The 26,626-nt window shown below is 69.5% G+C and carries 25 protein-coding genes and 1 pseudogene; 17 read left to right on the top strand and 9 right to left on the bottom strand.

Going from position 1 to position 26,626, the window contains the following annotated elements; genetic code table 11:
* The first annotated feature begins 2 nt into the window (after window positions 1–2).
* Genes ACZ4WH_RS04970 through ACZ4WH_RS04990 form a run of 5 tightly spaced genes read left to right on the top strand, consistent with a single transcriptional unit; the run spans window position 3 to window position 5,340 of the window.
* Window positions 3–1,292: a hypothetical protein gene (locus ACZ4WH_RS04970; protein WP_468176670.1), complete on the top strand. Its 1,290-nt coding sequence runs from the start codon at window positions 3–5 to the stop codon at window positions 1,290–1,292.
* On the top strand, window positions 1,289–2,236 hold the full coding sequence (locus ACZ4WH_RS04975) for a glycosyltransferase family 2 protein (protein WP_468176672.1): 948 nt from the start codon (window positions 1,289–1,291) through the stop codon (window positions 2,234–2,236). The genes ACZ4WH_RS04970 and ACZ4WH_RS04975 overlap by 4 nt, the downstream gene beginning before the upstream one ends.
* The gene (locus ACZ4WH_RS04980; RefSeq protein ID WP_468176674.1) at window positions 2,233–3,453 is read left to right on the top strand and encodes a polysaccharide pyruvyl transferase family protein; all 1,221 of its coding nucleotides are present in this window, start codon (window positions 2,233–2,235) and stop codon (window positions 3,451–3,453) included. Before ACZ4WH_RS04975 ends, ACZ4WH_RS04980 begins: the two co-directional genes overlap by 4 nt.
* Window positions 3,450–4,001: a dTDP-4-dehydrorhamnose 3,5-epimerase family protein gene (locus ACZ4WH_RS04985; RefSeq protein ID WP_468176676.1), complete on the top strand. Its 552-nt coding sequence runs from the start codon at window positions 3,450–3,452 to the stop codon at window positions 3,999–4,001. Before ACZ4WH_RS04980 ends, ACZ4WH_RS04985 begins: the two co-directional genes overlap by 4 nt.
* A gap of 7 nt (window positions 4,002–4,008) precedes the next feature.
* Entirely contained in the window at window positions 4,009–5,340 is a 1,332-nt protein-coding gene (locus ACZ4WH_RS04990; protein ID WP_468176678.1) for a glutamate-1-semialdehyde 2,1-aminomutase, read from the top strand.
* Window positions 5,341–5,362: 22 nt separating this feature from the next.
* Here the strand turns inward: ACZ4WH_RS04990 and ACZ4WH_RS04995 are convergent, their stop codons facing one another.
* The 5 genes from ACZ4WH_RS04995 to ACZ4WH_RS05015 all read right to left on the bottom strand — a co-directional run bounded on the left by ACZ4WH_RS04995 (window position 5,363) and on the right by ACZ4WH_RS05015 (window position 8,624).
* Window positions 5,363–6,049: a phosphatase PAP2 family protein gene (locus ACZ4WH_RS04995; RefSeq protein ID WP_468176680.1), complete on the bottom strand. Its 687-nt coding sequence runs from the start codon at window positions 6,047–6,049 to the stop codon at window positions 5,363–5,365.
* Between the two features lie 397 nt (window positions 6,050–6,446).
* Window positions 6,447–6,800, bottom strand: a complete 354-nt coding sequence (locus ACZ4WH_RS05000; protein ID WP_468176682.1) for a UBP-type zinc finger domain-containing protein — start codon at window positions 6,798–6,800, stop codon at window positions 6,447–6,449.
* A 132-nt stretch (window positions 6,801–6,932) separates the two neighbouring features.
* A complete protein-coding gene (locus tag ACZ4WH_RS05005; RefSeq protein ID WP_468176684.1) occupies window positions 6,933–7,244 on the bottom strand; it encodes a (4Fe-4S)-binding protein in 312 nt (103 codons plus the stop codon).
* Complete coding sequence (locus tag ACZ4WH_RS05010) at window positions 7,244–7,564, bottom strand: GNAT family N-acetyltransferase (protein WP_468176686.1); 321 nt, start codon at window positions 7,562–7,564, stop codon at window positions 7,244–7,246. Before ACZ4WH_RS05010 ends, ACZ4WH_RS05005 begins: the two co-directional genes overlap by 1 nt.
* Window positions 7,565–7,652: 88 nt before the next feature.
* On the bottom strand, window positions 7,653–8,624 hold the full coding sequence (locus tag ACZ4WH_RS05015) for an alpha/beta hydrolase (protein WP_468176688.1): 972 nt from the start codon (window positions 8,622–8,624) through the stop codon (window positions 7,653–7,655).
* A 768-nt stretch (window positions 8,625–9,392) separates the two neighbouring features.
* Between ACZ4WH_RS05015 and ACZ4WH_RS05020 the strand changes: the two genes are divergently transcribed.
* From ACZ4WH_RS05020 to ACZ4WH_RS05065, 10 genes and pseudogenes are all read left to right on the top strand, one after another.
* Window positions 9,393–10,337 carry an SDR family NAD(P)-dependent oxidoreductase gene (locus ACZ4WH_RS05020; RefSeq protein ID WP_468176690.1) on the top strand — a complete coding sequence of 315 codons (945 nt, stop codon included), beginning with the start codon at window positions 9,393–9,395 and terminating at the stop codon, window positions 10,335–10,337.
* Between the two features lie 174 nt (window positions 10,338–10,511).
* Window positions 10,512–11,111 carry an HD domain-containing protein gene (locus tag ACZ4WH_RS05025; protein ID WP_468176692.1) on the top strand — a complete coding sequence of 200 codons (600 nt, stop codon included), beginning with the start codon at window positions 10,512–10,514 and terminating at the stop codon, window positions 11,109–11,111.
* Between the two features lie 356 nt (window positions 11,112–11,467).
* Window positions 11,468–12,069: pseudogene (gene wrbA, locus ACZ4WH_RS05030) on the top strand (NAD(P)H:quinone oxidoreductase).
* 145 nt (window positions 12,070–12,214) lie between these two features.
* Window positions 12,215–13,171, top strand: a complete 957-nt coding sequence (locus tag ACZ4WH_RS05035) for a zinc-binding dehydrogenase (RefSeq protein ID WP_468176694.1) — start codon at window positions 12,215–12,217, stop codon at window positions 13,169–13,171.
* Between the two features lie 140 nt (window positions 13,172–13,311).
* On the top strand, window positions 13,312–13,758 hold the full coding sequence (locus tag ACZ4WH_RS05040) for a DUF5709 domain-containing protein (protein WP_468176936.1): 447 nt from the start codon (window positions 13,312–13,314) through the stop codon (window positions 13,756–13,758).
* A gap of 296 nt (window positions 13,759–14,054) precedes the next feature.
* Window positions 14,055–15,332: an MFS transporter gene (locus ACZ4WH_RS05045; protein ID WP_468176695.1), complete on the top strand. Its 1,278-nt coding sequence runs from the start codon at window positions 14,055–14,057 to the stop codon at window positions 15,330–15,332.
* Window positions 15,333–15,339: 7 nt separating this feature from the next.
* Window positions 15,340–15,891: a 2Fe-2S iron-sulfur cluster-binding protein gene (locus ACZ4WH_RS05050; RefSeq protein ID WP_468176697.1), complete on the top strand. Its 552-nt coding sequence runs from the start codon at window positions 15,340–15,342 to the stop codon at window positions 15,889–15,891.
* Complete coding sequence (locus ACZ4WH_RS05055; RefSeq protein ID WP_468176699.1) at window positions 15,888–16,898, top strand: FAD binding domain-containing protein; 1,011 nt, start codon at window positions 15,888–15,890, stop codon at window positions 16,896–16,898. The genes ACZ4WH_RS05050 and ACZ4WH_RS05055 overlap by 4 nt, the downstream gene beginning before the upstream one ends.
* The gene (locus ACZ4WH_RS05060) at window positions 16,895–19,009 is read left to right on the top strand and encodes a xanthine dehydrogenase family protein molybdopterin-binding subunit (RefSeq protein WP_468176702.1); all 2,115 of its coding nucleotides are present in this window, start codon (window positions 16,895–16,897) and stop codon (window positions 19,007–19,009) included. Before ACZ4WH_RS05055 ends, ACZ4WH_RS05060 begins: the two co-directional genes overlap by 4 nt.
* A 171-nt stretch (window positions 19,010–19,180) precedes the next feature.
* A complete protein-coding gene (locus tag ACZ4WH_RS05065) occupies window positions 19,181–20,071 on the top strand; it encodes an NmrA family NAD(P)-binding protein (RefSeq protein ID WP_468176704.1) in 891 nt (296 codons plus the stop codon).
* A 123-nt stretch (window positions 20,072–20,194) separates the two neighbouring features.
* Here the strand turns inward: ACZ4WH_RS05065 and ACZ4WH_RS05070 are convergent, their stop codons facing one another.
* The 4 genes from ACZ4WH_RS05070 to ACZ4WH_RS05085 all read right to left on the bottom strand — a co-directional run bounded on the left by ACZ4WH_RS05070 (window position 20,195) and on the right by ACZ4WH_RS05085 (window position 24,075).
* Window positions 20,195–20,815: a hypothetical protein gene (locus tag ACZ4WH_RS05070; protein ID WP_468176706.1), complete on the bottom strand. Its 621-nt coding sequence runs from the start codon at window positions 20,813–20,815 to the stop codon at window positions 20,195–20,197.
* 313 nt (window positions 20,816–21,128) lie between these two features.
* Entirely contained in the window at window positions 21,129–21,662 is a 534-nt protein-coding gene (locus tag ACZ4WH_RS05075; RefSeq protein WP_468176708.1) for a nuclear transport factor 2 family protein, read from the bottom strand.
* Window positions 21,659–22,816: an XdhC family protein gene (locus tag ACZ4WH_RS05080; RefSeq protein WP_468176710.1), complete on the bottom strand. Its 1,158-nt coding sequence runs from the start codon at window positions 22,814–22,816 to the stop codon at window positions 21,659–21,661. The genes ACZ4WH_RS05075 and ACZ4WH_RS05080 overlap by 4 nt, the downstream gene beginning before the upstream one ends.
* Window positions 22,817–23,112: 296 nt before the next feature.
* A complete protein-coding gene (locus ACZ4WH_RS05085) occupies window positions 23,113–24,075 on the bottom strand; it encodes a GlxA family transcriptional regulator (protein ID WP_468176711.1) in 963 nt (320 codons plus the stop codon).
* A 251-nt stretch (window positions 24,076–24,326) separates the two neighbouring features.
* Here ACZ4WH_RS05085 and ACZ4WH_RS05090 point away from each other — a divergent pair, with 251 nt between their 5' ends.
* Complete coding sequence (locus ACZ4WH_RS05090) at window positions 24,327–24,854, top strand: MarR family winged helix-turn-helix transcriptional regulator (protein WP_468176713.1); 528 nt, start codon at window positions 24,327–24,329, stop codon at window positions 24,852–24,854.
* Window positions 24,855–25,411: 557 nt separating this feature from the next.
* Complete coding sequence (locus ACZ4WH_RS05095) at window positions 25,412–26,470, top strand: AraC family transcriptional regulator (protein WP_468176715.1); 1,059 nt, start codon at window positions 25,412–25,414, stop codon at window positions 26,468–26,470.
* Window positions 26,471–26,626 lie beyond the last annotated feature (156 nt).

Here is a 26,626-nt window from a genome sequence, read left to right on the forward strand (position 1 = left end):
CGATGACCACCGAGGGGGAGAAGACGAGGCCGAAGGCGGCGACCGCCGGACGGGCCCTCGCCGGGCGGCTGTCCTGGGGGCTCGCCGACCAGGCGGCCTCCAGCATGTCCAACTTCGTGGTGGGCATCTACGTGGCCCGCTCGCTGGGGGTGACCGCCTTCGGCGTGTTCAGCCTCGCCTGGGTGACGTACGGCGTGGTGCTCAACGTCTCCCGCGGCCTGGCCACCGACCCACTCGTGGTGCGCTTCAGCGGTGTGCCCGACGCGTCCTGGCGCGGGGCGGTGACCAGGTCGTCGGGGGTCGCGCTCGGTGCCGGTGCCGCCCTCGGCACGGGCTGTCTGGTGATCGGCCTCGCTGTCGGCGGTCAGGTGGGGCCCGCCTTCGCCTGCCTCGGCGTCGTCCTGCCCGGGCTGCTGCTACAGGACGCGTGGCGGTTCGCGTTCTTCGCCGCCGGCGCCGGGCGGAAGGCGTTCGTCAACGACCTCGTGTGGGGCGTCGCACTCGTCCCCGCCATGGTGGTGGCGGCCCGCGTGGGCAGCGTGTCCGCCTTCGTGCTCGCCTGGGGCGGATCCGCCGCGGTGGCCGCGGCCTACGGCTGCTTCCAGTCCGGCATACGGCCCCGTCCGACCGGAGCGCGCGAGTGGCTTCGCGCGCACCGCGACCTCGGTAGCCGGTACCTGGTCGAGAACGTCAGCAACAGCGGCGCGAGCCAACTGCGGGCGTACGGGCTCGGCGCGATCGTCGGGGTCGGCGCGGTGGGCGTGGTCCGGGGCGCCGAACTGCTGCTCGGCCCGTTCATGGCTGTGCTGATGGGCCTGTCGCTGGTCACCGTCGCGGAGGCGGCACGAGTGCTGCGGCGGGCCCCGCACCGCCTCGGCGCGTTCTGCCTCCTGCTGGGCGGCGGGCAGGCCGTCGCCGCGCTGCTCTGGGGCGGCGCGCTGCTGCTGGTGCCGGACCGGCTCGGCGAACTCGTGCTCGGCGGCGTGTGGAGCTCCGCCTCCGAGCTCATCGTCCCGGTCACGCTCGGCGTCGCGGGTGCGGGACTCGGCACCGGCGCGGCAGCCGGGCTGCGCGCGCTCGGCGCGGCCCGGCGCAGCCTGCGCGCCCAGCTGTTCGCCTCCGCCTGCTACGTCGGCGGCGGGCTCGGCGGAGCGGCCGTGGCCGGCACGGTCGGCTCGGCCTGGGGCGTCGCCGCGGCGACCCTCTGCGGCTCGGCCCTGTGGTGGCTGCAACTGCGGTCCGCCCTGCGCGAGCACCACCAGAACACCCTTCGCGAAGTGAGGACGCCATGACCCCGCACCCCCGGCTGAGCATCGGCCTGCCCGTGTACAACGGAGAGGAGTACCTGGCCGAGTCGCTCGACGCCCTGCTCGGCCAGACCTACGAGGACTTCGAGCTGGTCGTCTCGGACAACGCCTCCACCGACGGGACCGAGGACATCTGCCGCAAGTACGCCGCGCAGGACTCCCGCATCCGGTACATCCGCCTGCCGCGGAACATCGGCGCCGCGCCGAACCACAACCACGTGTTCACCGAGTGCCGCGGCGAGCTGTTCAAGTGGGCGTCACACGACGACCTGTACGCCCGCGACCTGCTGCGGCGCTGCGTGGAAGCGCTGGACCAGCGGCCCGAGGTGATCCTCGCACACGCCGACCAGGCGGTCATCGACGAAGACGGCCAGGTGAAGGTCCCGTACGCGTACACGCTCGCGACCGCCTCGCCGCACGCGCCCGAGCGCTTCCGGAGCATGCTGTTCGAACCGGGCGGCGACGACTTCTACGGGGTGATGCGGGCCGACGTACTGCGCCGGGTCAAGCCGCACGACAGCTACCACCACGCGGACCGCGCGTTCGTCGCCGAGATCGGCCTCCACGGGCCCTTCCACCAGGTGCCGGAGCTGCTGTACTTCCGCCGCGACCATCCCACCCGCGCCGAGCGGGCGAACCCGTCCAAGCGCTCCCGGTGCGTCAACCTCGACCCGCGCCGGGCCGGCCCGCTGCACCCGACGCCCCGGCTGCTCGCCGAGTACGTCTGGGGCTTCGTCTCGGCGATCCGGCGGGCGCCGTTGTCCCCGGCCGACCGGCGCGCGTGCTACCGCCACCTGGCCGCGTGGATGACCAGCCGGGCCCGGCCGGGCGCCGGTGAGCGGGTCGAGGACCGCGCCCCGGTCGACCCGGCCAAGCTCACGGTCTCGGTCGACGCCCTCGTCGCCGGCCGTGAGGGGCGGCGGGCATGAAGACCGCGCCACGCGTCGGGGTGTTCGGCCTGCTCGGCTCCGGAAACCTCGGCAACGACGGGTCGCTGGAAGCCGTGCTCGGCTACCTCCGCGCCGAGCACCCCGAGGCCGTCGTGGACGCGCTGTGCGGCGGACCCGAGGTCGTCGCGGCCCGGTACGGCATCCCCGCGACGCGGCTGCACTGGTACCGCGGGGAGTACCGGACCGCGTCGCGTGCCGGCGCGGTCCTGACGAAGGGTCTGGGCAAGCTCGTCGACGCCGTCCGCACCGCCGCCTGGGTGCGCCGGCACGACGTGGTGATCGTGCCGGGCATGGGTGTCCTGGAGGCCACACTGCCCCTGCGGCCGTGGGGCTTCCCGTACTCGCTGTTCCTGCTCTGCGCGACCGGCCGGCTGCTGCGCACCCGGGTCGCGCTGGTCAGCGTCGGCGCCGCCGAGATCGGCAACCGGCCGACCCGGGCCCTGGTGCGCTGGTCGGCGCGGCTGGCCGCGTACCGGTCGTACCGGGACGCCCAGTCCCGCGACGCGATGCGGGCGATGGGCGTGGACACCGCGCGCGACGAGGTCTACCCGGACCTCGCGTTCGCCCTGCCGACGCCGGGGGCGAACGCCCCCTCGGGCTCGCCCGGTCCGGTCTGTGTCGGTGTCATGGACTTCCACGGCGGCAACGACGACCGCGCCCGGGCCGAGGAGATCCACCGGCGCTACCTCGACGGGACGACCCGGTTCGTCCGCGCGCTGGTCGAGGACGGCAGGCCGGTCCGGCTGCTCACCGGCGACGAGTGCGACGCGCCGGTGGTCGCCGCGATCCTCGACGCGGTGGACTCGCCGCTGGTCACCGCCGCCGAGGCGGCCTCGCTGGCCGACCTGATGAAGGAGACGGCGACCGCCGACACCGTGGTGGCGACCCGGTACCACAACCTGGTCTGCGCGCTGAAGGCGGGCACTCCGACGCTCGCACTCAGCTACGCCGTGAAGAGCGACGCGCTCATGGCGCAGATGGGGCTCGGCGCGTACTGCCACCCGGCTCGCGAGGTCGACGCCGACCGGCTGCTCCGGCAGTTCCGGGAGCTGGAGCAGCGATCGGCCGAGCTGCGGCGGACCCTCGCCGAGCGGAACCTCGCCGTCGCCCGGCGACTCGACCACCAGTTCACCGCCTTGACCACGGCACTGTTCCCGGCGGCAGGCCACGCCCCCGCCCGGCAGGAGGCTCCATGAAAGCGACCGAAGTCCCGCAGATCGCCGGCGCGTACCTGTTCGAGCCGACGCCGTACGCCGACGAACGCGGCTTCTTCTGCCGCACCTTCGACGCCGACGTCGTCCGCTCGGTGGGCCTCGACCCGGACGCCTTCGTCCAGGACAGCCTGTCCCGCTCGGTCCGGGGCGTCCTCCGCGGCCTGCACCTGCGCTCCGGCGCCGGCGAGTCCAAGCTGGTGCGGTGCTCGAACGGGAAGATCTTCGACGTCGTCGTGGACCTGCGGCCGGACTCGCCGACCTACCTGGGCCGGGCCTTCTTCGAGCTGTCCGGAGAGACACAGGCGACCCTGTACGTCCCGGCGGGGTGCGCGCACGGCTTCCAGGCGCTCACCGACACCGCCGACACCTCGTACCGGATCGACCGCCCGCACGATCCTGCCGAGGACGTGACGATCGCCTTCGACGACCCGGAGCTCGCCATTCCCTGGCCGCTGCCGGTCACATCGATGTCCCAGCGGGACCGGGAGGCGCCGAGCCTCGCCGAGGTCCTGAAGCGAATGGAGAGGTGAGGCCGGCGTGGACAACTCTGCTGGAGAATTCCCCCTGCCCCGGTCGCGGGCGGCGAACGAGCGGCTGCACGCCCTGATCCCCGGGGGCGCGCACACCTACGCCAAGGGCGACGACCAGTACCCCGAGAACCTGGCCCCGGTCATCAGCCACGGCCGCGGTGCCCACGTGTGGGACATCGACGGCAACCGCTACGTCGAGTACGGCTCCGGCCTGCGGTCGGTCAGCCTCGGCCACGCCCACCCACGCGTGACCGAGGCGGTGCGGCGGGAACTCGAGCGCGGCAGCAACTTCGTCCGGCCGTCCGTCGTGGAGTTGGAAGCCGCGGAACGCTTCCTGGCCACGGTGCCGACCGCCGAGATGGTGAAGTTCGCGAAGAACGGCTCCGACGCCACCACCGCCGCGGTGCGCCTCGCCCGCGCCGCCACCGGGCGCCCGCGGGTGGCCCTCTGCGCCGACCACCCCTTCTTCTCCACCGACGACTGGTTCATCGGCACCACACCGATGTCCGCCGGTATTCCGGCTGCGACCACCGAGCTGACCGTGGCGTTCCCCTACGGGGACCTGACCGCCACGGAGGAGCTGCTCACCCGGTACCCGGACGAGGTCGCCTGCCTGGTCCTCGAACCCGCCACCCACACCGAGCCGCCGCCCGGGTACCTCGCCGGCCTGCGCGAGCTGGCCGACCGACACGGCTGCGTCCTGATCTTCGACGAGATGATCACCGGCTTCCGCTGGTCCGAGGCGGGCGCCCAGGGCCTGTACGGCGTCGTCCCCGACCTCTCCACGTTCGGCAAGGCGCTGGGCAACGGATTCGCCGTCTCCGCGCTGGCCGGGCGCCGCGAGCTGATGGAGCAGGGCGGGCTGCGTCACTCCGGCGACCGGGTGTTCCTGCTGTCCACCACGCACGGCGCGGAGACGCACTCCCTGGCAGCCGCGATGGCCGTGCAGACCACCTACGTCGAAGAGGGCGTCACCGCACGGCTGCACGCCCTCGGCGAGCGCTTGGCCGCCGGTGTCCGCGACGCCGCGGCCGCCATGGGCGTCGGCGACCACGTCGTCGTCCGGGGCCGGCCCAGCAACCTGGTCTTCGCCACCCTCGACGAGCATGGGCAGCCGTCGCAGCAGTACCGCACCCTGTTCCTGCGCCGGCTCCTCACGGGCGGGGTGCTGGCCCCGTCGTTCGTGGTGAGCAGCGCGCTCAGCGACGCCGACATCGATCACACCGTCGACGTGGTGGCCCAGGCATGTGCGGTGTACCGGAAGGCACTGGACGCCGCCGACCCCATGCCGTGGCTGGCCGGCCGACCGGTGAAGCCGGTGTTCCGCCGTTTGGCGTGACGTGATGTGACATGACGTGACGTCAGGAATGCTCATGACGACCGGCGTCGGCTGTCCCGTCGACCAGGCGGTCGGCCATCCGATCGACCAGCCAGGCGGTCGCCGGTGTCACCGCCAACGCGGTGCACCAGCCGCCGAGGACGTCGGTCGGATAGTGCGCGCCCAGGGCGACCTGCGCCCAGCCCATGATGGCGCCGGCCACCAGCGCCGCGGCGAGCACGAGTGACGTGCCGGCCGTCCTGCCGAGGCCGAACCGGCCGGTCGCGAGCAGCGCCACGATGAGGGCGAGTGCGGTGAAGAAGGCGGTGTGCCCGCTCGGATAGGACAGGTTGCCGTCGCCGTGGATGGTGCGTCCCACCAGGTGCTTGAGCAGGGTCGCCGTCCCCACGGTCACGGCGGCGCCGGCAACGACGAGCACCGCCGCGCGAGGACGCCGAAGCAGCAGGCAGCCCGCCACGGCGGCCACGACCAGCGTCGCCGCTCCGGCGGGTTCCCCCAAGAAGTCCATGGCCAGAGCGACACGCCGCCACGGCGGCCCCACACTGTCCGCCGTCGGCTGGATGATCCACCTGTCCACCCTGCCGGGCTCCCTGTGGCCGGCGTACAGGACTCCGAGCACGACGACCACCAGCGCGGCGACAACCGCGATCGGCCCGAGCCACGCGCGCGGCGACCGAGGCAGCAGCGGGGCCGCTGACCGGCCGGTCACACGCCCACCGGGTCCGGTCGACCTGCGGTGGTTCGCCGTGTTCTGTCCTTCATCCGACCGGTGGGCGGCCATATGTCAAAGGCTTCCTTTTTCCCCTGCCCCAGACCCTCTTGAAGACTGCCCGGCCTGCTTGCGGCCACCCTAACCAACAACGCGTCTGCGGCACACCGCAGTTGGAAGGCGACACGTCGGGGATGACGCCCTCCCGCGGGCCTCGTAGCAGTTCGTGCGGGCTGTGGGCACCGCGGCAGTTGAAGGCGGCCAGGAGAGTCGCGCCGGCTCTGTCCACAGGCCCTTGACCCACGACGAGAAGGCGTTTGCCACCGAGTGTGGTGAATCTGCGAGGGGCCCCACCGTCAGGAGACCTGCTCACGCTGTGAGCGCCAGGACAGAAGCGTCAGCGCCTTAGCCGGCGCACCCAGTCCTGCGGCACTCGGCCTGCCGGTCCCGGGGCCGGCTGTTCTGCGGGGTGGCTCCCGGGCGGTGCGAGCTCCAGGCCGAGGTCAAGGATGTCCTTGTTGGCGAAGTCCCAGAACCAGTCCTCGCCGGGCTCGAAGCTCTGCACGACGGGGTGTCCGGTGGCCTGGTAGTGGGCGGTTGCGTGCTGGGACGGCGAGCTGTCGCAGCAGCCGATGTGGCCACAACTGGTGCAGCGCCGGAGGTGGAACCACCACCCGCCGGTCGCCTCGCACTCGACGCAGCCGGTGCCGCTCGGCGGGACGGTGGGGTCGATGGTGACGTCGGCAGTCATCGGCGCTCCTTAAGCTTGGGGTCGGGGGTGGTGAGGGGAAGCAGGACCTGGAAGCGGGTGTCACCGGGGACGGATTCGACCTGAAGGGTTCCGTGGTGTTTGTTGACGACGATCCATCAGGCGCGAGGCGCCCTAGCGTCGCCGCAGATCCCGGGCAATGGCCCAGGATACCGAGCGGTCTCTAACGTGCCCTGATCGCATGTGGTATTGCAGGGCGCCGCTCGGACAGCGCCTCACCACTTCGGCGATCGCATCGGCAGACTCGGCGTCGACGTCGATCCACGGCCTGCGATCGACGTCGAAGACCGTCGGCAGTCCCCGCGGGCACTCCGCCTGGTGGAGGCAGAGGTGCGACTCGTAGCTGACAGCGATGTCAGGGCCGTCGTAGCGTTTGGCGCCGGGCCGTGATGTGCGGTCCTCGCCGGCGGAAGGTCGCGTGGTCATCAGTCGCTGACTTTGCTCTTGCCCGAGTAGAGGAGCGCCTGGTAGTCGGGGTGGCGAGCGATCCAGCCGCCGTAGAACGGGCAGACCGGCAGGACGGCGAGGTTGGCGGCGCGCGCCTCGTCCAGCGAGGTGCGGACGAGCGCTGCGCCGATCCCCTGCCCTTCATAGCCGGGATCGACCTCGGTGTGCACGAAGGCGATGAGGCGCTTCGTGCGGATGTACTCGGCGAAGCCCGCCACTTCGCTGCCGATGCGAGCCTCGTATCGGTTCGCCGCTGCGTTGTCGACGATCTGCACGGTCGGCGTCGGGCGGTTGCTCATGCTGCTGCACTCCAGTGCTCGGGTCTCAAGGGTTCTGGTTTCCCGCGGCGGCCGTGGGTGTGGTGGGGGTGGCCGCCGTCGGGGAGGGTCAGGCGGTGGTGGCGAGGGCTTCCTTGAGGCTGGCGACGGCCAGGAGGACGGCGTGCTTGGCGGCCTCGGTGTCGTGGAGGGCGTTGACCATGACGAAGTCGTGGACGATGCCGCCGAAGCGGGCGTTGGTCGCGGCGACGCCGGCCTGGCGCAGCCGGGCGGCGTAGGCCTCGCCCTCGTCGCGCAGGACGTCGGCCTCGGCGGTGATGATCAGGGCCGGCGGGAGACCGGCGAGGTCCTCGAGGTCGGCGCGCAGGGGGGAGACGGTGATCTGGGCGCGTTCGTCCTCGCTGAGGGTGTACTGGTCCCAGAACCACTTCATGCCCTGACGGGAGAGGAAGTAGCCCTCGGCGAACTCCTCGTAGGAGGCGGTGTCGAACGCGGCGTCGGTGACCGGGTAGAACAGCACCTGCTTGGCGAAGCGCACGTCGCCGCGTTCCTTGGCCAGCAGGGTCAGCGCGGTGGCCATGTTGCCGCCGACGGAGTCTCCGGAGACGGCGATCCGGCTGGGGTCGAGGTGGTTGTCCGCGCCGTTGCTGACGACCCACTGCGCGGCGGCGTAGCTCTGTTCGAGCGCGACGGGGTAGCCCACCTCGGGAGAGCGGTCGTACTCGGGGAAGACCACCGCGGCGTTCGCCCCGACGGCGAGGTCACGCACGAGCCGGTCGTGGGTGTGCGCGTCGCCGAAGACCCAGCCGGCGCCGTGGACGTAGAGGATGACCGGCAGGGTGGTCCCGGCCGTGCCCGCCGGGCGCACGATGCGGACCTTGACGCTGCCCGTGGGGCCGCCCAGCACCTCCAGCCACTCCTCGTCGATCTCCGGTTTGAAGATCGGGGTGTCCTGCACCTGGTCGACGGTCTTGCGCCCGTCCTCCGGGGTCATCTGGTAGAGGAACGGCGGCTCTGAGGTGGCGTCCACGAACGCCTGCGCGGCAGGCTCCAAAGCGATGTTACGAGGGTTACCAGCCATGATGTATTCCCTGATCGATGGGGACTGCGAACACACACCAGCTTGGTCTGCCGTCCCGACGGAAGCCCCTCGGATCAAGGCGGAAACTCCTCAGATCCGGACGGGATCCCTCGGCTCGCAGCAAAGTACGCTCGCCCGGGCACCCCGACCCCAAGACCGGACCACCTGAGGTGCATGGCCCCGCGCCAGCTCGCGCCGCAGCGCCGCGGGGCCTCACGTTCAGTCGCGGGCGGCACTTTGGCGGAGGCCTTACCGGCTGCCTCGACGGCGGAAGCCGCAACGTGTGCGGCGGCCCGGGATGCCTTGCCTCGAAGTCGATCTCCTGACCGGTGGGCGGTCCAGTTCGATGGCGTTCATGCCCGCCACCACCGCCTGACCCTCCCCGACGGCGGCCACCCCACCACACCCACGGCCGCCGCGGACCTTCGTGGACGCCGACGCTTGGCGTGGTCTTCCCAAGGCCTCGCGCGCAATCTGAGAGCTGCCGCAGCAACCGCCGGCAGGTTGACGAGGACAGTCGGGTGCCGTGGATGCCGGCAAGGTCAATTCTGTGCAAGTACGGCGCCGCGAGGTGAGCCGCGTTCGCGGCTCGGGCCAGGCCGCTGGCTGTCCGAGCCGACGGCCGCTGCACAGCTCACCTGCTACTGGACGATCGCTTATATCCATCGGACGGTGAGCAATGGATCGTCCAAAGGATCCGGCGTAGCTTCGTGTCCGTAGGAACGCCCACGCCCCTTCAAGGAGTCCCCTTTGAACGCAGTACCCCGGATGACCACTCCCTTCGCCCACAGTGCGACGGCTCTTGAGGTGATCGCCGGCGTCGATCTGGCAGGGCGCCGTGCAGTGGTCACCGGAGGCACCTCTGGCATCGGCGCCGAGACCGTCAGGGCCCTCGCCCTGGCCGGCGCAGAGGTCACCGTGGCCACCCGCCGCCCCGAGACTGCCGGATCACTCGTCCGCGAGCTGTCCGGCATTCCGGGCGCAGGGCTGGTTCGTGCCCAGGCGCTCGAACTGTCCGACCTCTCCTCCGTGCGGAACTTCGCCAAGGAATGGCAGGGCCCGTTGGACATCCTCGTCGCCAACGCCGGAATCATGGCCCTGCCGCAGCGCCTCACCAGCGCCGAAGGCTGGGAAATGCAGCTTGCCACCAACTACCTGGGTCACTTCGCGCTGGCCAGCACCCTCCTGCCGTCGATGCAGGCATCGGGGTCGGCCCGCATCGTGATCGTGAGTTCGGGGGCGCACCGCGCCTTCCCGTTCGACTTCGACGATCCGCAGTTCCAGCAGCGGCCCTACGATCCCTGGGCAGCCTACGGACAGTCCAAGACGGCCGACGTTCTCCTCGCGGTGGGCGCGCGCCGCTGGTGGGCCGATGGCATCGCAGCCAACGCGGTCAACCCCGGCTACGTGCTGACCAACTTGCAGCGGCACCTCGACGACGACACCATGCGCTCCTTCGGTGTGATGGACGACGAGGGCAATGTGAAGCCACTGCCGTATTACAAGACTCCTCCGCAGGGAGCCGCGGGATCGGTGCTGCTCGCCGCGTCTCCGTTGGTGGCCGACGTAACCGGCCGCTACTTCGAGAACAGCCAAGAGGCCGAGGTCGTCGCCGGAGACCAGGGGGAAACCAGCGGCGTTGCCGCGCACGCCGTCGATCCGACGGCCGCGGACCGGCTGTGGGACTACGCCACTGACGCCATCTCCCGGTGAGGTGAGCGGACCGGCTGCGCACCGCTGCGCCGGTGGCGGAGCCTACGTGCAGCAGGCAGGGCTGCCTCGGCACAGGTGTCTGCGTCCTCTGCGCGATAGGTATCCTCGGCAAGTAGAGCGCGCGGCCGCTGTGCACTGTTGACAGCGCTTCCCAATGACCAAGGCTGGCCCCGCATGGACGTATCTTTCGGCGGCTCTCTCGGCACTGCCGCCTATGAACACGTACGCGAACTGCTGCACCCGGCGATACTCGCTCACAGCATCCGAGTCTGGCTGATCGCGGACCACGCAGTCGGCAGCCTTTCGCCCCTCTCGGCGGAAGAGCGAGAAGCCCTGGCCGTAGCGTGCCTCTTTCACGACGCCGGTACAGCCGATCTCCACGACGGCCCTCAGCGGTTTGAGGTTGAGGGAGCTGACGCCGCTTCGGAATTCCTCACCGAGCGCGACGTCGACCCCGAGCTGCGCAGGCAGGTATGGGAAGCTGTCGCCCTGCACACTTCTCCGGGTATTGCCGAGAGGATGGGCCCCTTGACGCGTTTCGTCCGTCTGGGAGTGACGGTCGATTTCGGCAGCGGCACCGGGGTGATCTCGGAAGAGTTGCGAGCCGCATTGCGTCAATTCCCGCGCGCTGACATCGAGGTCGTGCTCGGCGATGCCGTCGTGGCCCAAGCCGTCAGGCGCCCGAACAAGGCTCCGGCGTCAAGCTGGCCCGGAGGACTGCTCGCTGCGCACCTTGCCAGTCCTGGGCATACAGGGGTGAACGACGCCTTCTAGGGCCGAGCTGGGCGTTTGGCCGCGCGTGCAGGGCAGCCGGTGCAGCAGCCGACGTGTTCACCGCTAGAGATCCTTTGCATGCGCACTACTGGTTCGGCAAGGGTTACACAGTGGCTCCCGCGCCAAGCGGGTGGAGTGCAGGTGCCTCCTTCTGTCGTCACCGGCCAAAGACCAGACCAAGAAGTCCTGATCCGTGGGGTCCATGCCCATTACTGAGGGGCGTCGGGCAGGTCGGCGAGGCAGTCTGGTGAACACCCGACGCTGCTCGACCGCGTCCGGGGTCGAAGTCCGGAATGGCGATGACCACGGGCGACGCACGGTTGAGCAGCATTTACCAGTCACATGGGGAGTCCGCTATGGGTGTTCGTGTTGCCGTGATCTACTACAGCGCAACAGGCAACGTGCATCAACTGGCCCAGGCCGTCGCAGAGGGCGCAGCAAGCCGCAGCGCGGACGTCCGCCTGCGCCGCGTACCCGAGCTGGCGCCCGACAGTGCGATAGACGCCAACCTGCCTGGCGGGCTCACACGGACGCGACCAAGCACCAAGTGCCCGAGGCGACGCTGGGGGACCTTGAGTGGGCGACCGCCTACGCCTTCGGCACGCCCACCCGGTTCGGGAACATCGCGTCGCAGCTGAAGCAGTTCATCGACGCGACCGGAAGCCTGTGGCAGGCCGGCGTGTTCCACAACAAGCCGGCCACCAGCTTCACTTCGGCGATGAATCGTCATGGTGGCCAGGAATCCACCCTGCTCGCCCTGAACAACGTCTTCTACCACTGGGGCTCGATCCTCGTGCCCCCCGGCTACACCGACCCGCTCCTGTTCGCCTCGGGCGGCAACCCCTACGGCACCAGCTGGCCCAGCGGTGGCGGTGAGGGCCCCGACGAGGCGACGTTGGAGGCGGCCCGTTACCAGGGTCGTCACCTCGCCGACATCGCCGATCGCCTCCGCGGCTGATCCCACGAGGCGGCCCGGCACCTGCCGAAGTGAGCGGGAGCTTCGCAGCTCCTGGTGACACCGCCCGCCTTCATCGCAACACCAGTCCACATCCGCAGCGGCCGCTTTCCCGGCCGACCGCTGCTCCCCAGGGAGAGTGTCAGCCATGGCAAAGGTCATCCGTATCCACGAGCACGGAGGGCCCGACGTGCTGCGGATCCAAGCCGCTGAGGTCGCGGAACCCGCACGCGGGCAGGTGAAGATGAGGCAAGAGGCTGTCGGCGTCAACTTCTTCGATACCATGCTGCGCGACGGCAGCGTGGACAGTCCGCTGCCGCTGGTGCTGGGATCCGAAGCCTCCGGCGTGGTGGAAGCAGTCGGTCCTGAGACGACAGGATTCGCCGTCGGTGACCGGGTCGGCTACTTCGCTTCAGCCGGCGCCTACGCGACCGAGCGGCTGATCGATGCGGCTTCCCTCATCTCCTTGCCGCAAGACATCAGCAACGAGCAGGCTGCGGGCTTTCTGGCCAAGGGTCTGACAGCCTGGATGGGCATACGCGCCCTGCACAGCATCACCCCTGGCGAAGTGGTGCTCGTGCAAGGCGCATCAGGGAACGTCGGCTCGATCCTTTCGCGCTGGGCGAAGGCATCGGGCGCGACGGTCATCGGCGTCGCCGGGTCGAAGGACAAGCTCGACAAGGTGAAGGCGGGTGCCGACCACGCCGTCTTCGCGCAGGACCCGGAAGCCCTCGCCGCGATCCGGGCAGTTGCTCCGGACGGCGTCGACGTGGTCTTCGACTTCGTCGGACGGGCGACAGCACAGCTCTCCGCGGCGGCCGTCCGCTCCGGGGGGAAGATCGCCGCGATCGGTGCCGCTTCCGGCGAGTCGCACCTGGATGCCGCCGAACTCTCCCGCCGGGGAGTCACGGTCGTGAGCGGTGGCGTTCCCCAGTACGTCAACTCGTCCACGGTCGGCAAGGCGTCGGGGCAGCTGTTCCAGGCGATACGGGACGGTGTCTTCCACGACCTCCATGTGTCCCGGTACGCCTTCACCGACGCCGCCCGGGCCCACGAGGACATGGCCGCGCGGAAACTGGCCGGTCCGGCCGTGCTGATCGTGTGAGGTGACGCCCGCTCCTACTCGATGTCTCTGCCGAGCAGGCGATTACCGCGTCGGCAGGTCCTGTGCTCTTCAGCAACTCCCCTGCCTCGTGGCGGGCCGTCCCTCCCACAAACCAAGGAGCCTCCTTGATCGACGAAGCCATGGGTGATGACGTCTACCAGCCGGACGGGTCGGAGGTGCAGGACGACATCGGCGTCCTGGACGCTCTGGACACCCTGGATTACCGGGGCGGTGAAGAGGCTCTGGACGAGGGGTATTCGCCCCCGGAGCGACCCTGGGGTGTCGAGCACAGCGGGGTCACCGCATCAGAGCAGCATCGGGGGGAAACCCTGGACGAGCGCCTGGCGGAGGAAGTGCCCGACGCCGTGGTCGAGATGGGCGATGGCATCGGTGATGCCTGGGACACCGACGGTGAACCGATCGACGACGAGGTCGGCTACGAGCGTGCAGGGCGCCTGCTCGCGCCCGACGAGGGAGCGCACGAGGTCACCGACTCCGGTCTGCTGGCGTTCGACCGGGGGCTGGATGGTGCGGGCGCTTCGGCGGAGGAAGCGGCCATCCACATCGTTCCGGAGTCCGAGTTCTGATCCGGTGGCGCCGGCGCCACCGTCAGGTGCGGCATGCGCCGGATGCGGCGGACGCCGGCCAGCCGGTATCGATGGGCGATCACTCGCCACGCAGAAATGATTCAGCGGGCGCAGCCAGGGTCGCGACGCGCCCTGAGAAGGCCGGCGCCGTGATGTGACGGCTCCCGCTGCGCGCACCTTCGGCATCCGCTGAGATCGCCGGCTTCGGCGCACCTGGTTGATGGAGAGGCTCAACAGTGTCCCAGCACGAACCACCGCGGCTTGCCGACCCCACGAGGGATGAGGCAGGGGCCGGCGTGAAGCACGCACGAGGCACACTCCCGGCCTGTCATGGCTTGCCGCATACGGTCCAGCGATCCGTATCGGCGGACCACGGGCGAAGTGGCTGGGCAGCGGTCAGCGCGGTCGCTGCCGCGTCCTTCGCCCTGGTCCTGTCACAGTTCGTCATGATCGCTGTCCTGCCGGACGTCGTCGAGCAGTTCGACGTGTCAGCCGGTCGAGCGGGCCTGACCGTCGTGCTGCCCGGTCTCCTCGCGGCCATCGCGGCACCGGTCCTCACCCTGGTGTTCGGGCAGCTGGACCGGCGCCTCGTCCTGTGGGGACTCACCGGGGTCGTCGCGCTGTCCGATGCGCTCGCAGCCACCGCCCCCAACTTCGCCACCCTCACGGCGGCACGGCTGGTGCTGGGCGCCGCCATCGGCGCCTTCTGGACCATGGGCGTGGGAGTGGGCCCCCGTCTGGTGCCACCACAGCAGGTCACCCGGGCCACCTCCCTGGTGATGGCCGGCATCTCGGCGGGCACCGTGGTGAGTCTCCCTGTCGGCAACATCATGGCCCAGTACTGGGGTTGGCGGTCCGCGATGGCTACCGCGGGCGCCCTGAGCATCGCCGTCCTCGTGGTGCAACTGCGTACCCTGCCGAAGATGCCCGCGTCGAGTGCGCTCCACGCCGGTGACGTCTTCGGGCTCCTTCGCCGTCCCCGCGTGCGGATGGGCCTGCTGCTGTCCGCGCTGTTGTTCTTCGGACACTTCGGGGCCTACACCTTCGTCTCGTCGTTCCTGACAGATCAAGCGGACTTCTCCGCCTCGACGGTGGGTGTGCTCCTTCTCCTCTACGGGATCGCGGGCTTCATCGGCAACTTCGCAGCCGGGGCGACCCTGGACCGCGGCATCCCCGTCACCTTGGGCACAGCAGCCGCCCTCCTCGCCGTATCGGTGATCATCCTCGGACAGTGGCACACCCAGCCCGCGGCCGTCGTCGCCCTGTGCCTGTGGGGGGTGGCCTATGGCGCCATTCCCATCTCCCTCCAGACCTACATGATGCGCGGAAACACAGCTGAGGGCGGCTTGGCGCTGTTCGTGACCACGAGCCAGCTGTCGCTGGCGACGGGTTCCTTCATCGGCGGTCTGGTCGTGGACAGTTTCGGCCTGCCCACCGACTACACCCTCTTCGCCGTACCCGCGGTCATCGCGGTCCTCCTCACCGCCACGGGCCTGCGCGGTCTCCTCAACAATCCGGCGCCCCCACCAGGCCCAGCCGTACAGCCAGCAGCATCGGAACCCGGCAGAGAATGAGAATCCAGTGAGCAAACCCCACCAAAGCGAAGTCACCCTGATCATCAACGGCGCCGAGAAGTCGGTCATGGTCGAGAACCGCGTCACCCTGCTCGACCTGCTGCGGGAGCACCTCGGGCTCACCGGTACGAAGAAGGGGTGCGACCACGGCCAGTGCGGCGCATGCACCGTGCTGCTGAACGGGCAGCGCATCAACAGCTGCCTGAAGCTGGCCGTGTCCGCGTCCGGCGCGACCGTCACGACCATCGAAGGAGTCGCCGACCTCACGGAAGGTGACGACCTGCACCCGCTGCAAGAGGCATTCGTGGCCAACGACGCGATGCAGTGCGGTTACTGCACCCCGGGGCAGATCTGCTCCGCGCTCGGAGCGCTCGCCGAGGCGGACGCCGGCTGGCCGAGCCATGCCACCGCCGACGTGGCGGCAGGAGTCGAGTCGGCGTCCGCTCTCACCACGGACGAGATCCGCGAACGCATGAGCGGCAACCTGTGCCGATGCGGCGCACACCACGGAATCGTCGCCGCGATCTCCCAGGCCGCCACGGCGGGGGGCAACCGGTGAAGACCTTCGCCTACCAGCGGGCCACCAGCCTCGATGACGCCGTCGATGCGGTGAGCGCTGATCCGGATACGCTCTACCTGGCGGGCGGCACCAACCTCGTCGACCTGATGAAGCTCGGAGTCCGCCGGCCCCGAGCCCTCGTGGACATCTCCCACCTGCCGCTGGACCATCTCACTCACCGTGCGGACGGAGGAGCTGTCATCGGGGCCACCGCGACGAACGCGGTCGTCGCCGGCGATCCCGACATCCGCAGGAACTTCCCGGTGCTGGCGGAGAGCATCCTCGCCGGTGCCTCCGGGCAGCTGCGCAACAGCGCCACCATGGCGGGCAACCTGCTGCAAAAGACCCGATGCGCGTACTTCCAGGACGTCAGCAAACCTTGCAACAAGCGCAAACCCGGCACCGGCTGCCCGGCCAGAACCGGCGCGCATCGCGACCTCGGCATCCTCGGTGTGTCCTCCTCGTGCATCGCCACACAGCCCTCGGACATGGCTGTGGCTCTGTCGATCCTCGATGCCGTCGTGCACATGCGGGGCACCGCCGGCAAACGAGCTGTGGCATTGCAGGACTTCTACGTCCCGCCGGGCAGGACCCCCGACCGGGACACCGTTGTGCGGCACGGCGAACTCATCACCGACATAGAGGTGCCCGCTCTGCCCACCGGCGCGGTCTCCCGCTACCACAAGGTGCGCGACCGGTGGTCGTATGCCTTCGCCGTGGTCAGCGCCGCGGCAGCGGTCGTCCTGGAGGACGACGGGCGCATCGCCCAGGCGCGCATCGCCTGGGGCGGTGTCGCGCCGCGGCCGTGGCGTGCCTCCATCGCCGAAGCCGAACTGCGCGGCCACAAACCGTCCAAGGAACTGTTCGAACGGGCCATGCGCGCCGAACTGCGGCATGCCACCCCCTTGCCGCAGAACGCGTTCAAGGTGGATCTCGTCGCTGATGTGACGGGTGCGCTGCTGGAAGACCTCGTCCGCGGCGCCGAGGACCGGAAGGTGACGCGATGAGCGCGGTCGGTGCCCCGTTCGAACGCCAGGACGCACGGGCGAAGGTCACCGGAGCAGCAACCTACGCCTACGAACACAGCATTGACGGCGTTCTGTACGCGTGGCCGGTCACCTCGACCATCGTCAGGGGCCGGGTCACCGATCTGGACACTCACCGCGCGACGAGCATTCCGGGCGTGGTGGCAGTCCTGCACGCAGGCAACGCCGCCCGGCTGAAGTCCCCGATCGATCTCGGTCCCGTGCAGCAGGCGGCCGTGCCCGAGCTGTACGTCCTGCAATCGGAGAAGATCGCCTACCGGGGGCAGATCGTCGCCGCGGTCATCGCGACGTCGCTGGAGGCTGCCCGAGAGGGCGCGGAAAGCGTCGTGGTGCACTACGACGAGCACCCGCACGACGTGGAGCTGCGCCCACGCGACCCCCGCGCCTACGTGCCGGCCATGGTCGGTGACCTAGGACCCGGCAACGTCGTCCGGGGTGACGCGGACAGCGCCCTGGAAACAGCGGAGGTGGTGCTGGACGTCGCCTACACCACGCCCGCGCAGCATCCGCATCCGATGGAGCCCCATGCCACCATCGCCGGCTGGACAGAGGGGCGGCTGACCCTCTACAGCTCCGAACAGGGGCCGTCCAACACCAGCCAGGCCTTCGCGGCCCTCTTCGGGATGAGCGCTGACGACGTAGAGGTGGTCTGCGACTACGTCGGCGGCGGGTTCGGCGCCAAGGCATCGCCGCGCCCGCCCGCCGTACTGGCGGCGCTCGCGGCGAAGCTGGTCGACCGGCCCGTGAAGGTCGCATGGAACCGGTCCCTGATGAGCGTGCATGCGACCTACCGATCACCGACGATCCAGCGGGTCCGGCTCGGGGCCGACAGCGACGGCAAGCTCCACGCCATCGTGCACGAAGCCCAGCACATGACGTCCGCGTTGTCCGACTACGTCGACCAGACCGCCAGCTCGGCACGGATGATGTACGCGGCCGAACACGCCCGCACCACCGCCACCGCGGTACGCCTGGACGTTCCCTCGCCGGGCTGGATGCGCGGGCCCGGAGAAACACCGGGCATGTTCGCCCTCGAATGCGCCATCGACGAACTCGCCTACCAGCTGAACATGGATCCCATCCAGCTGCGCATCCGCAACGAGCCCACGGTGGATCCCTCCGACGGCAAACCGTTCAGCAGCCGGAACCTCGTCGCCTGCCTCACCACAGGTGCCGACCGCTTCGGCTGGGCGAGCCGCGACATCCGACCGGGCATCCGCCGTGACGGCCGGTGGCTCGTGGGAACCGGAGTGGCAGCATCCCGCTATCCCGTCTTCACGGTGCCGAGCCGCGCCTCGGCCACCGCTGAAACCGACGGCACCTTCAGCGTCGCCATCGGCGCCGTCGACATCGGCACCGGTTCCAGGACGGTGCTCACCCAGATCGCCGCGGACGCACTGGACGTCCCGATCGAGCGCGTGCGCCTCGACCTCGGCCGAGCCTCGTACAGCGCGGCTGCGTTCGCCGGGGCTTCTCTTGGAACTGCCTCCTGGGGATGGGCGGTCGACAAGGCCGGCCGTGCCTTGAAGCAGAGACTTCAAGCCGGTGCGCAGCTCGGCGTCACGGTGGAGGTCGACACGACCGAGGAGGTGAGCGCCATGAAGGACGTCAGCCGCAACGCCTACGGAGCTCAGTTCGCCGAGGTCGGGGTCCACGCCGTGACGGGCCAGATCCAGGTGCGGCGGATGCTCGGCGTCTTCGCTGCCGGCCGCATCATCAACCCCCGAACCGCCCGCTCCCAGCTGCGCGGCGGAATGATCATGGGTATGGGGGGCGCGCTGATGGAAGCCGCCGACATCGACACGACCTACGGCGACTTCGTCCAGTCCGACCTTGCCGGCTATCACTTTCCCGCGCACGCCGATGTCCGTGACATCGACATCGTCATGCTGCCCGAGGCCGACGACGAGCTCAGCCCCCTCGGGGGCAAGGGAATCGGCGAGATCGGCGTTGTCGGTGCGGCAGCCGCCATCGCCAACGCCGTGCACCACGCCACTGGCAAGCGGTTCCGAGACTTGCCGCTGCACCTGGAGGATGTGAGGACATCCCTTGCGGTGACCAACCACAGGTGAAGGCCCGCGCGACAGGTTCAGTGCGTCTTCACCGCGAGGCGCCTGACCCTGTCCGCTCACCCCGGTAGCCCCTCCACTGTCGGTGATCGGCAGGTCGCCGACCCCATGCACGGCAGCGACCGAACAGACTGTGATCTGCTAGGGCTTGCAGCACGAACAAGGAGCAACAACATGAAGGTACTCGTAACCGGCGCATCGGGCACCGTAGGCAACCTGGTGGTGCGTGCGCTCGCCGGGCAGAAGGTCGCCGTGCGGGGTGTCGTGCGCCGCCAGGAGAGCGCCGCGGCGTTGCGCGCGCAGGAGCTGCCGGGCGTGGAGGTCGTGGTCACCGACCTCGCGGACGACAACGCCGTACCCGCGCTGCTGGACGGCATCGACGCGGTGTTCCTGGTGACTGCCAACGTGGCCGATCAGCTCGCCCAGGAGCGGCAGGTCATCCGGGCAGCGGCCGCGGCAGGGGTGCGGCGCCTGGTCAAGCTCAGCGTCGGCGGCGCCTCGCCCGAAGCGCCCCTGGCCCTCGCCCGCATGCACCACGCCGCGGAACGGGAACTGGCAGCCAGCGGCCTTGTGTACACGGTGCTGCGGCCTGCGTTCTTCATGGACAACCTGCTTCAGTTCGTCCCCTGGATCGACGCCTCCGGGCAGCTTCCGCTGCCGACGGGTGACGGGGCGATGGCGATGATCCACTCGCAGGACATCGCTGACGTCGCGGCAGTCGAGCTCACCTCCGGCCGCACCGACAACCGCGACCTGGTCCTGACCGGTCCGGAAGCGCTCACCGTCGACCAGGCCCTCGGCCGAGTGGGTGAGGTCGTGGGCCGACCGCTCAGCCACATCGACGTCACTCGAGAGGAGTTCCTGCGCCGATACATCGCGGACGGCAACACGGCCGAGTATGCGGAAGACATCGCCACCCTCTACGACGGCATCCTGCGGCAGGGCTACGGTGCGGCCATCACCGACACCGTCGAGAAGACGACGGGTTCCGCACCGCGCACGATCGACGACTTCGCCCGTGACCATGCCGCGGACTTTTCGCAGGCTCCGACCACGAACGACTGACAGCCGGATGAGCCCTCGTGCGGCAGCGCCGGCATCAGCCGGGCAAGCGCTGCCGCACGTCCCGCAAGCGTCCTTCTTCGCGTCTGCCCAAAAGCGTGCGGCACCCGCGCCATGCGTGCCGGGTTACTTGTCGAAGGCTCGGTGGAAGAGGGCTTCGCCTTCTGCCGTGGCCAGGTTCGTACCACCGCATACCGGGACCACACCGTCCTGGGCTGTCACGAGGTACCTCTGACCGACCTCGAACACGAGGGTCTCACTCCCGCCGTCGGCTCCGTCGTTGGTGAGCTGGGCGGTGTCGGCGTCACCGCCGCGGAACCAATGGTCGATCCGAAAGACGACCTGGTCCTTCTTCTGGCTGGTGACCGACCCCTCGAAGGCGACCTGGAACTTGCGCAGCAAGTCGACCGTGGGCTCCATGCACTTGGCGTCACCGCCGGTTTCCAGGGTCAAGGCCAGCGGGGTGTCGGCGGGCACCTGATTGCTGTCCGCACCGTGGTCGGCTACCGCCTTCCAGGTCGCACCGCCACCCACGAGCAGCAGGGCGACTGCGGCCGCCGCGAGCGCAAAGCGGCGACGGCGGTGTACCGGTCGGTCCGCGGGCATCGGGATGGCGACGGATGCGGGGGTGGTGTGGTCGGTGGTCACAGCAGCCTCCACGAGAAGGTTGACGTCGGGTGGCGGAGCCGATGCAGTCGCCGCCGGGTCGGCCGCCCTGAGCTGGGCCAGCAGCTCGTCGTCGTTCATCGATCGCTCCTTTCCTCGTCCGTCCCATGTCCGCCAACGGGTTGGCTCTTTCGCTCCAGTTGGGCAGCGAGCCTTCTCTTCGACAACTCCTCCCAGGCCCAGAGAAGAGGCCGCTGTGGTCGGTGCTGTCCGTCGGCAGCGGCTGCGGCATCGTGGCCAGCCGCTCCTCCAGCCGGGCCCTGCGCCGCAACGAGCGCTGGGCGTTGGCCAGGGCATCCGCGGGCCACGCCGTAACACCACGGCAGGACCTCGTCCGGGCTGATCGGTTGCTCAGGCCGCGGCTGGACCACCGATCGCCTTCGGTTCGCAGCGCTCAGCTGTCATAGGCTTCCCGAAGCAGCTTGCGGACGAGCCGGTTGTCGTACAGCCCTCGATAGGCGTGGATGAGGCCGTCTTCGCCCACTTCCAGACGGTCGTCTCCGTGAAATTCGATGAGGCGACCGGTACCGACCGGCGTCCCCTGGAACTGCCAGGCCACCACCATGGCAGGTCGGTCGACCTCGATGTACAGGCCGATCCGCGTGAACGAGGAAGAGCCGTTGGGGAAGGTGCGTGCCATGTCCATCACGTGCTGACGGACCGCCTCCCGGCCGCGCCTGGTCTCACCCAGGGCAGGCTCGTCATACAGCAGATCCTCGGCGCACAACTGCGCGACCGCGTCACCGTCCAGTTCGGTCCATGCCTTCTCCCAGCGAGCGCAGAGCGCCGTGAAGGCCTCGATGCGGGCGATGCCGTCACCAGTCATGATCGTAATCACTTTCTTGTAGCGCTGTGGGGTGGCACGGGCGACCGCCCTCCGACGGGAACGCCGGACGTTCGCCCCCGCCGGGCAGCGGAACGTGCTCATAGAGGGGTTTCACGTAGCGAAGACCGGGCCTGCTGCGTCACCGGGTCGCGGTGGATGGGGCCGTGCGACAGCCGCAGGGGCGTTCCGCTGCCACCGTGGCGCAGGGCGATGATCTCCCCCACGATGGACAAGGCGGTCTCCTCAGGGCTGCGGGCCCCCAGATCGAGCCCTATCGGGGAACGAAGCCGGGACAGCTCGAGGTCGGTGACGCCGGCCGCGCGCAATCTGCCGAGGCGGTCCATGTGCGTGCGTCGAGACCCCATGGCGCCGACGTAAGCCACGGGAAGCCGCAGCGCGAGTTGCAGCAGGGGGATATCGAACTTCGCCTCGTGGGTGAGCACGCACAGTGCTGTGCGGTCGTCCGTGTGGGTGGATGCCAGGTAGCGATGTGGCCACGTCGCAACGACGTCGTCGGCATCCGGGAAGCGTTCGGAGGTCGCGAACACAGGGCGGGCGTCGCAGACGGTGACGTGATGACCGAGAAGCTTCCCGGCGGGGACCAGCGCCGCGGCAAAGTCTGTCGCACCGAAGATGATCATCCGTGGTGCGGGAACGCTCACCTCCACCAGCAGAGCGACCGACGCATCGCAGTACGACCCGTCTTCGCCCACCATGACGATGCCTGTGCGGCCCGCCGCGAGATGAGTACGGGCCGCCGCAACGGCGGCCCCGTCCAGTCCGGGATGGTTGTCGAAGCCACCGTGACGCACCCCATCGGCCGTGATCGCCAGTCCTTGTCCCACGAGGGCGGCCGGTCCTGCCACCATACGGACGACTGCCGTAGCCGCGTCGCGTGCGGCAGCCTGCACAGCGGACGCGAAAGCTGCCCGTTCAGGGTCCGTTCTGCGCATGGGGCTGACCAGGACGTCGATGCTGCCACCGCATGTCAGACCCACCGCGAAGGCATCGTCGTCACTGTATCCGTAGCTTTCGACGACGGCCTTGCCGTCCTGGAGAGCTTGTCGGCACAGCTCGTAGACGGCGCCTTCCACGCATCCGCCGGAGACTGATCCGATGGCGGTGCCGTCCGACGCGACAGCCAGGGCGGCTCCCGGTGCTCGTGGTGCGCTTCCGCTGATCGCCGTGACCGTGGCCACCGCGAAGTCGCGTTCCTCGTCGATCCATCGCGCCAGCTCTGCGGCGATGTCCAGCATTCATACTCCTGACCTGGGCAGGGGCGAAGGGGTCAGTTTCGCGATGCCCACCCGCTTGCCCTCCGCCTGCCTGTCTGCTCGTTGAGGTGTCTCGGTGGTGGACACAGGTGCTCGATCCGCTCGCGAAGCGGGTGCGACTCCGGTCCATGTGCAAGCGGCTGGGAGCGGTACCGACGAGAGGAAGCGGCAAGGAGGCAGTACGACGGGAGGGAGAGACGAAGCAGCCGCGAAGGGCGCCTTGACCCGCAGATGTGCAGCGGGCCGGCTTCCCGACCGTGCCCAACTGCCTGACGAAGCTACGCAGTCTTGAAACGGTGCTGGTAGGCGCGCGGAGAGACTCCCAGGCGGGCGATGAAGGCGCGCCGCAGCGTCTCCATGCTGCCGAAGCCTGACATGAAGGCGGTATCGGTGACGGATTCCCCTCGGTCGAGCAGGGATCGCGCCATGTCGAACCGCACCTGTTCCACGAACTTGGCGGGGGTGGTCTGCAACTCTTCCCGGAAAAGGCGGGAGAGGTGGCGCGGGCTGACCGCAGCGCGGCCGGCCAGGTCGGTCAGGGTGTACTGAGCCGAGGGGTCCGCCACGATCTCTTCGGTCAGCTTGCGCACTACGGGGTTGCGGGGCGCGGTCGCGGCCTCGCCGACGGGCTCGGCGGATCGGGGTAGGTAGACCACCAGATCCCGGGCGACAACGCTGTGCACCTTCTCGCCCTGGTCCTCCTTGAGAAGGTGCAGAGTCAGCGCGATCCCGGCGCCCTCTCCGGCGGAGGTGATCAGGTTGCCGTCCGAGACGAGTTCGCTGTCGTGGATGATTTCGGCCCGCGGGTACAGCTCCTGGAGGCGCTGCGTGTGATGCCAGTGCGTTGTCGCCTTGCGGCCGTCGAGCAGACCGGCGGCCCCCAGCACGAAGGCACCGGTGCAGACGCTGGCGACCCGCCTGGCACGGCCGGCAAGGTGGCGTGCCGCGGAGATGTGTTCGGGGGTCAGGGCCCGGCTGGGCAAACCGCAGCCACCGGTGATGATCGCTGTGTCGAGAGGCCCCTCGTCGTGAGCATTGGAGTCGGCCTGGAGGGACAGCCCACTGCCGGTAGTCACGTTCTTGCCATCCGGCGAGCAGACGACGAGCTCGTAGTTTCTGCTGGAGTGACGGGACTCGGCGAAGACCTCTGACGGCGCGGCGACATCGAGCATGGACACGCCGTCGACCACGAGAAGAGCAACCCTACGGGTAACAGCCGTGTCCGGAATCGATCCGTTCATGGGCCGATCGTAGGAATCGATTCGTGGACGTGTCAATTGTTTAGAGGCGATACTCACGCGTCCACGGCGCCGCACACCAACCACATGACGGCACCCGTTGCGCGCAGATGAGACTCAGCAAGCCGAGCCACTTCCGACGCCTCGACGGGCCGGAGTGTGTGATGCATCAACCTTTGCAGAGTTGAAGAATAAGTAACTCTTCGCGTTGGCTGACAACGACCGAGGAGCGGGCCTGGCGGGGCTCGCTGCGCATGCACGACGCGCTGGTCCACCGCACGGGTCGGTCCCTGCAAGGAGAGTTCGGGCTGTCCGGCGCCGACTGCACGGTCCTCGCTGAACTGACGCGAGTTCCTGGTGGCCGGCTGCGGATGGCCGAGCTCTCTCGGACCCTCGGGTGGGAGAAGAGTCGACTGTCGCACCACGTCGCGCGCATGGCGAAGCGGGGACTGGTCGAGCGTGCAGAGTGCGCTGACGACCGGCGCGTAGCCTATGTGGCGGTGACCTGCGCAGGGCGGGAAGCGATCACCGCCGCGGCCCCAAGGCACGTCGAGGACGTCCGAGCGTTGTTCCTCGACCACCTCACCCCGGGCAGAGGACCCTGCTGGCGGAGATCAGCGACTTGGTCCTGGAAAAGATCGGCGCCGACGACTGAGGACCGTGCGGTCCCCTTACTCCCCCGCCCGTGTAGCGGGGCGGCGCAGCTCCCGAAGTCCCATCCGCGGGCGTGGGAGCCCTCACGGCCTGATGAAGCCTTCACGACCCAGCCACGTGTGACGTGATGGGGGCCTCGGCCGGACCTGCGCCGACCTGGCTGCGGAGCTCGGCATCCCGGCCTCCAGTGCCCGCAGCCGCCTCTATCACGGTATCCGTGCACTGCGCGGCATCCTCGACCAGAACGGATGGTTGGCACCGTGAGCGACGTCTGCACCGCGATCCGCGAAGAGGTCACAGAACTGCTCCTGCTGGGCAGGCGGTTGCCTGCTCCCATCGCCCGCCATGTGGCATCCTGCGACGGCTGCTCTAGTGAGGCGGAAGGGGTGCGGCAGGTCATCCGGACCTTCGAGCGGGCTGATTCCCCCTCGTGCTGGGTCTGCCCTGCCGCAAGCCGCAGGAGAGCCGGTCGCGGTCGCCAACGCGGGCGTCGTCCTGGCTGCCTGTACGGCCTTGGCCACGGTCGTATCACCGTCAGAACAGCCCTCGCACGTCCGTTGCCGAGGTGCATGTGACGCAAGACGGTGCGATGGTCTCGCACTCCTGGGACACCGAGATCCCCGTTTGTCGGCCGACCGGACAGTAGGAGCGCCCACGAGTTCGACTCGAAAGCATAATGGGTCGCATGCAACCTATAGAGCGTCCATCCGCTCTGGATCCCCTCGAAGAAATCCTCGCGCTCGTCGACGTCCGCGCCGAGCGAGCCTCGACGCTGACTGGTCATGGGGACTGGGCCTTGCGCTTCCCCGCCCCCGACGGCGCGAAATTCAACTCCGTGCTGGTCGGATCATGCGTGGTCGACACGGACGGGCTGGATCACCCCGTCACCCTCCGCGCAGGCGACTCCTTCCTCCTCACCCGCCCGCAAGAGTTCGTCCTCGGCAGCTCACCGCACGTCAGCGTGCAGCCGGCCTCTCCCCTGTTCCGGGCGACAGGGGGCGCCGGCGCGCAGGCCGGCCCTCCCGACCAGCCGGTGACCGCACGTCTGGTCGGCGGCAGCTTCACCTTCGGCCGGCGCGCCCGCGAACTGCTGCTCGACGCCCTTCCCCCACTGGTCCACCTCCCCGCCCATGCGGAGGGCGCGGCGATGCTCCCGCACTTGTTGACCAGGATCGACCTGGAGGCCCGTACCGGCGGCCTCGCCTCGAGCCTGATCACCGAGCATCTGGCCGTCGTCCTGCTCGTCGACGTCGTCCGCTACCACCTCACCCGGCAGCCGGACCGCGCCGGCTGGCTACAGGGCCTGAGCGACCCCGTGGTCTCCGCGGCTCTGCACGCCATCCACGCCGATCCTGCCCGACGCTGGACGGTGAGACTGCTCGCGGACGTCGCGCACGTCTCCCGCTCGACACTCGCCGCACGCTTCAAGTCCGTAGTGGGACAAGGACCGCTGGAATACCTCACCCGGTGGCGCATCGAACTGGGAGCACACCGGCTCACCACCACCGACCAGACCGTCGCCACCATCGCCGATGCCGTCGGCTACGGCTCAGAAGCGGCCTTCGCACTCGCCTTCAAACGCGAGATCGGCACACCACCGGGCATGTACCGCCGGGAATCCCGCAAACTGGACAGCATCGATCCCGCCGTAACACGTACGCGCGGCAGCAACGAGGGCGACCCCCTGACGTCGGATCCCTACATCGATGATGTCCCGCCGCGTGGTGCAGGCGGTGCACGCTAGCCGCAGGCCCTGTTATCGAGCCGGTTTGTACCGCCTCGGGCCCGCAGCCGTCATCCGGGACTGGAGTGTCCGCGACGAGCCCCCCAAGCAGCAGGTCTCAGACTTGTAGCCGTCGTCTCCGGATTCCCGGCCGAGGGGGCGTCGCGGCGTGCAGGG

The organism is Streptomyces sp. NPDC029138, from assembly GCF_055564375.1.

Excerpts from the sequence above, each read along its gene's own strand:
- ACZ4WH_RS05010 (WP_468176686.1), bottom strand. The coding sequence starts at position 7,564 with ATGAGCAACCGCCCGACGCCGACCGTGCAGATCGTCGACAACGCAGCG.
- ACZ4WH_RS05015 (WP_468176688.1), bottom strand. The coding sequence starts at position 8,624 with ATGGCTGGTAACCCTCGTAACATCGCTTTGGAGCCTGCCGCGCAGGCG.
- ACZ4WH_RS05065 (WP_468176704.1), top strand. The coding sequence starts at position 19,181 with ATGAAGGTACTCGTAACCGGCGCATCGGGCACCGTAGGCAACCTGGTG.
- ACZ4WH_RS05070 (WP_468176706.1), bottom strand. The coding sequence starts at position 20,815 with ATGAACGACGACGAGCTGCTGGCCCAGCTCAGGGCGGCCGACCCGGCG.
- ACZ4WH_RS05025 (WP_468176692.1), top strand. The coding sequence starts at position 10,512 with ATGGACGTATCTTTCGGCGGCTCTCTCGGCACTGCCGCCTATGAACAC.
- ACZ4WH_RS05000 (WP_468176682.1), bottom strand. The coding sequence starts at position 6,800 with ATGACTGCCGACGTCACCATCGACCCCACCGTCCCGCCGAGCGGCACC.
- ACZ4WH_RS04970 (WP_468176670.1), top strand. The coding sequence starts at position 3 with ATGACCACCGAGGGGGAGAAGACGAGGCCGAAGGCGGCGACCGCCGGA.
- ACZ4WH_RS05020 (WP_468176690.1), top strand. The coding sequence starts at position 9,393 with ATGACCACTCCCTTCGCCCACAGTGCGACGGCTCTTGAGGTGATCGCC.
- ACZ4WH_RS04975 (WP_468176672.1), top strand. The coding sequence starts at position 1,289 with ATGACCCCGCACCCCCGGCTGAGCATCGGCCTGCCCGTGTACAACGGA.
- ACZ4WH_RS05035 (WP_468176694.1), top strand. The coding sequence starts at position 12,215 with ATGGCAAAGGTCATCCGTATCCACGAGCACGGAGGGCCCGACGTGCTG.
- ACZ4WH_RS05005 (WP_468176684.1), bottom strand. The coding sequence starts at position 7,244 with ATGACCACGCGACCTTCCGCCGGCGAGGACCGCACATCACGGCCCGGC.
- ACZ4WH_RS05085 (WP_468176711.1), bottom strand. The coding sequence starts at position 24,075 with ATGAACGGATCGATTCCGGACACGGCTGTTACCCGTAGGGTTGCTCTT.
- ACZ4WH_RS05040 (WP_468176936.1), top strand. The coding sequence starts at position 13,312 with ATGGGTGATGACGTCTACCAGCCGGACGGGTCGGAGGTGCAGGACGAC.
- ACZ4WH_RS05090 (WP_468176713.1), top strand. The coding sequence starts at position 24,327 with ATGCACGACGCGCTGGTCCACCGCACGGGTCGGTCCCTGCAAGGAGAG.
- ACZ4WH_RS05095 (WP_468176715.1), top strand. The coding sequence starts at position 25,412 with ATGCAACCTATAGAGCGTCCATCCGCTCTGGATCCCCTCGAAGAAATC.
- ACZ4WH_RS04980 (WP_468176674.1), top strand. The coding sequence starts at position 2,233 with ATGAAGACCGCGCCACGCGTCGGGGTGTTCGGCCTGCTCGGCTCCGGA.
- ACZ4WH_RS05080 (WP_468176710.1), bottom strand. The coding sequence starts at position 22,816 with ATGCTGGACATCGCCGCAGAGCTGGCGCGATGGATCGACGAGGAACGC.
- ACZ4WH_RS04985 (WP_468176676.1), top strand. The coding sequence starts at position 3,450 with ATGAAAGCGACCGAAGTCCCGCAGATCGCCGGCGCGTACCTGTTCGAG.
- ACZ4WH_RS05060 (WP_468176702.1), top strand. The coding sequence starts at position 16,895 with ATGAGCGCGGTCGGTGCCCCGTTCGAACGCCAGGACGCACGGGCGAAG.
- ACZ4WH_RS05075 (WP_468176708.1), bottom strand. The coding sequence starts at position 21,662 with ATGAGCACGTTCCGCTGCCCGGCGGGGGCGAACGTCCGGCGTTCCCGT.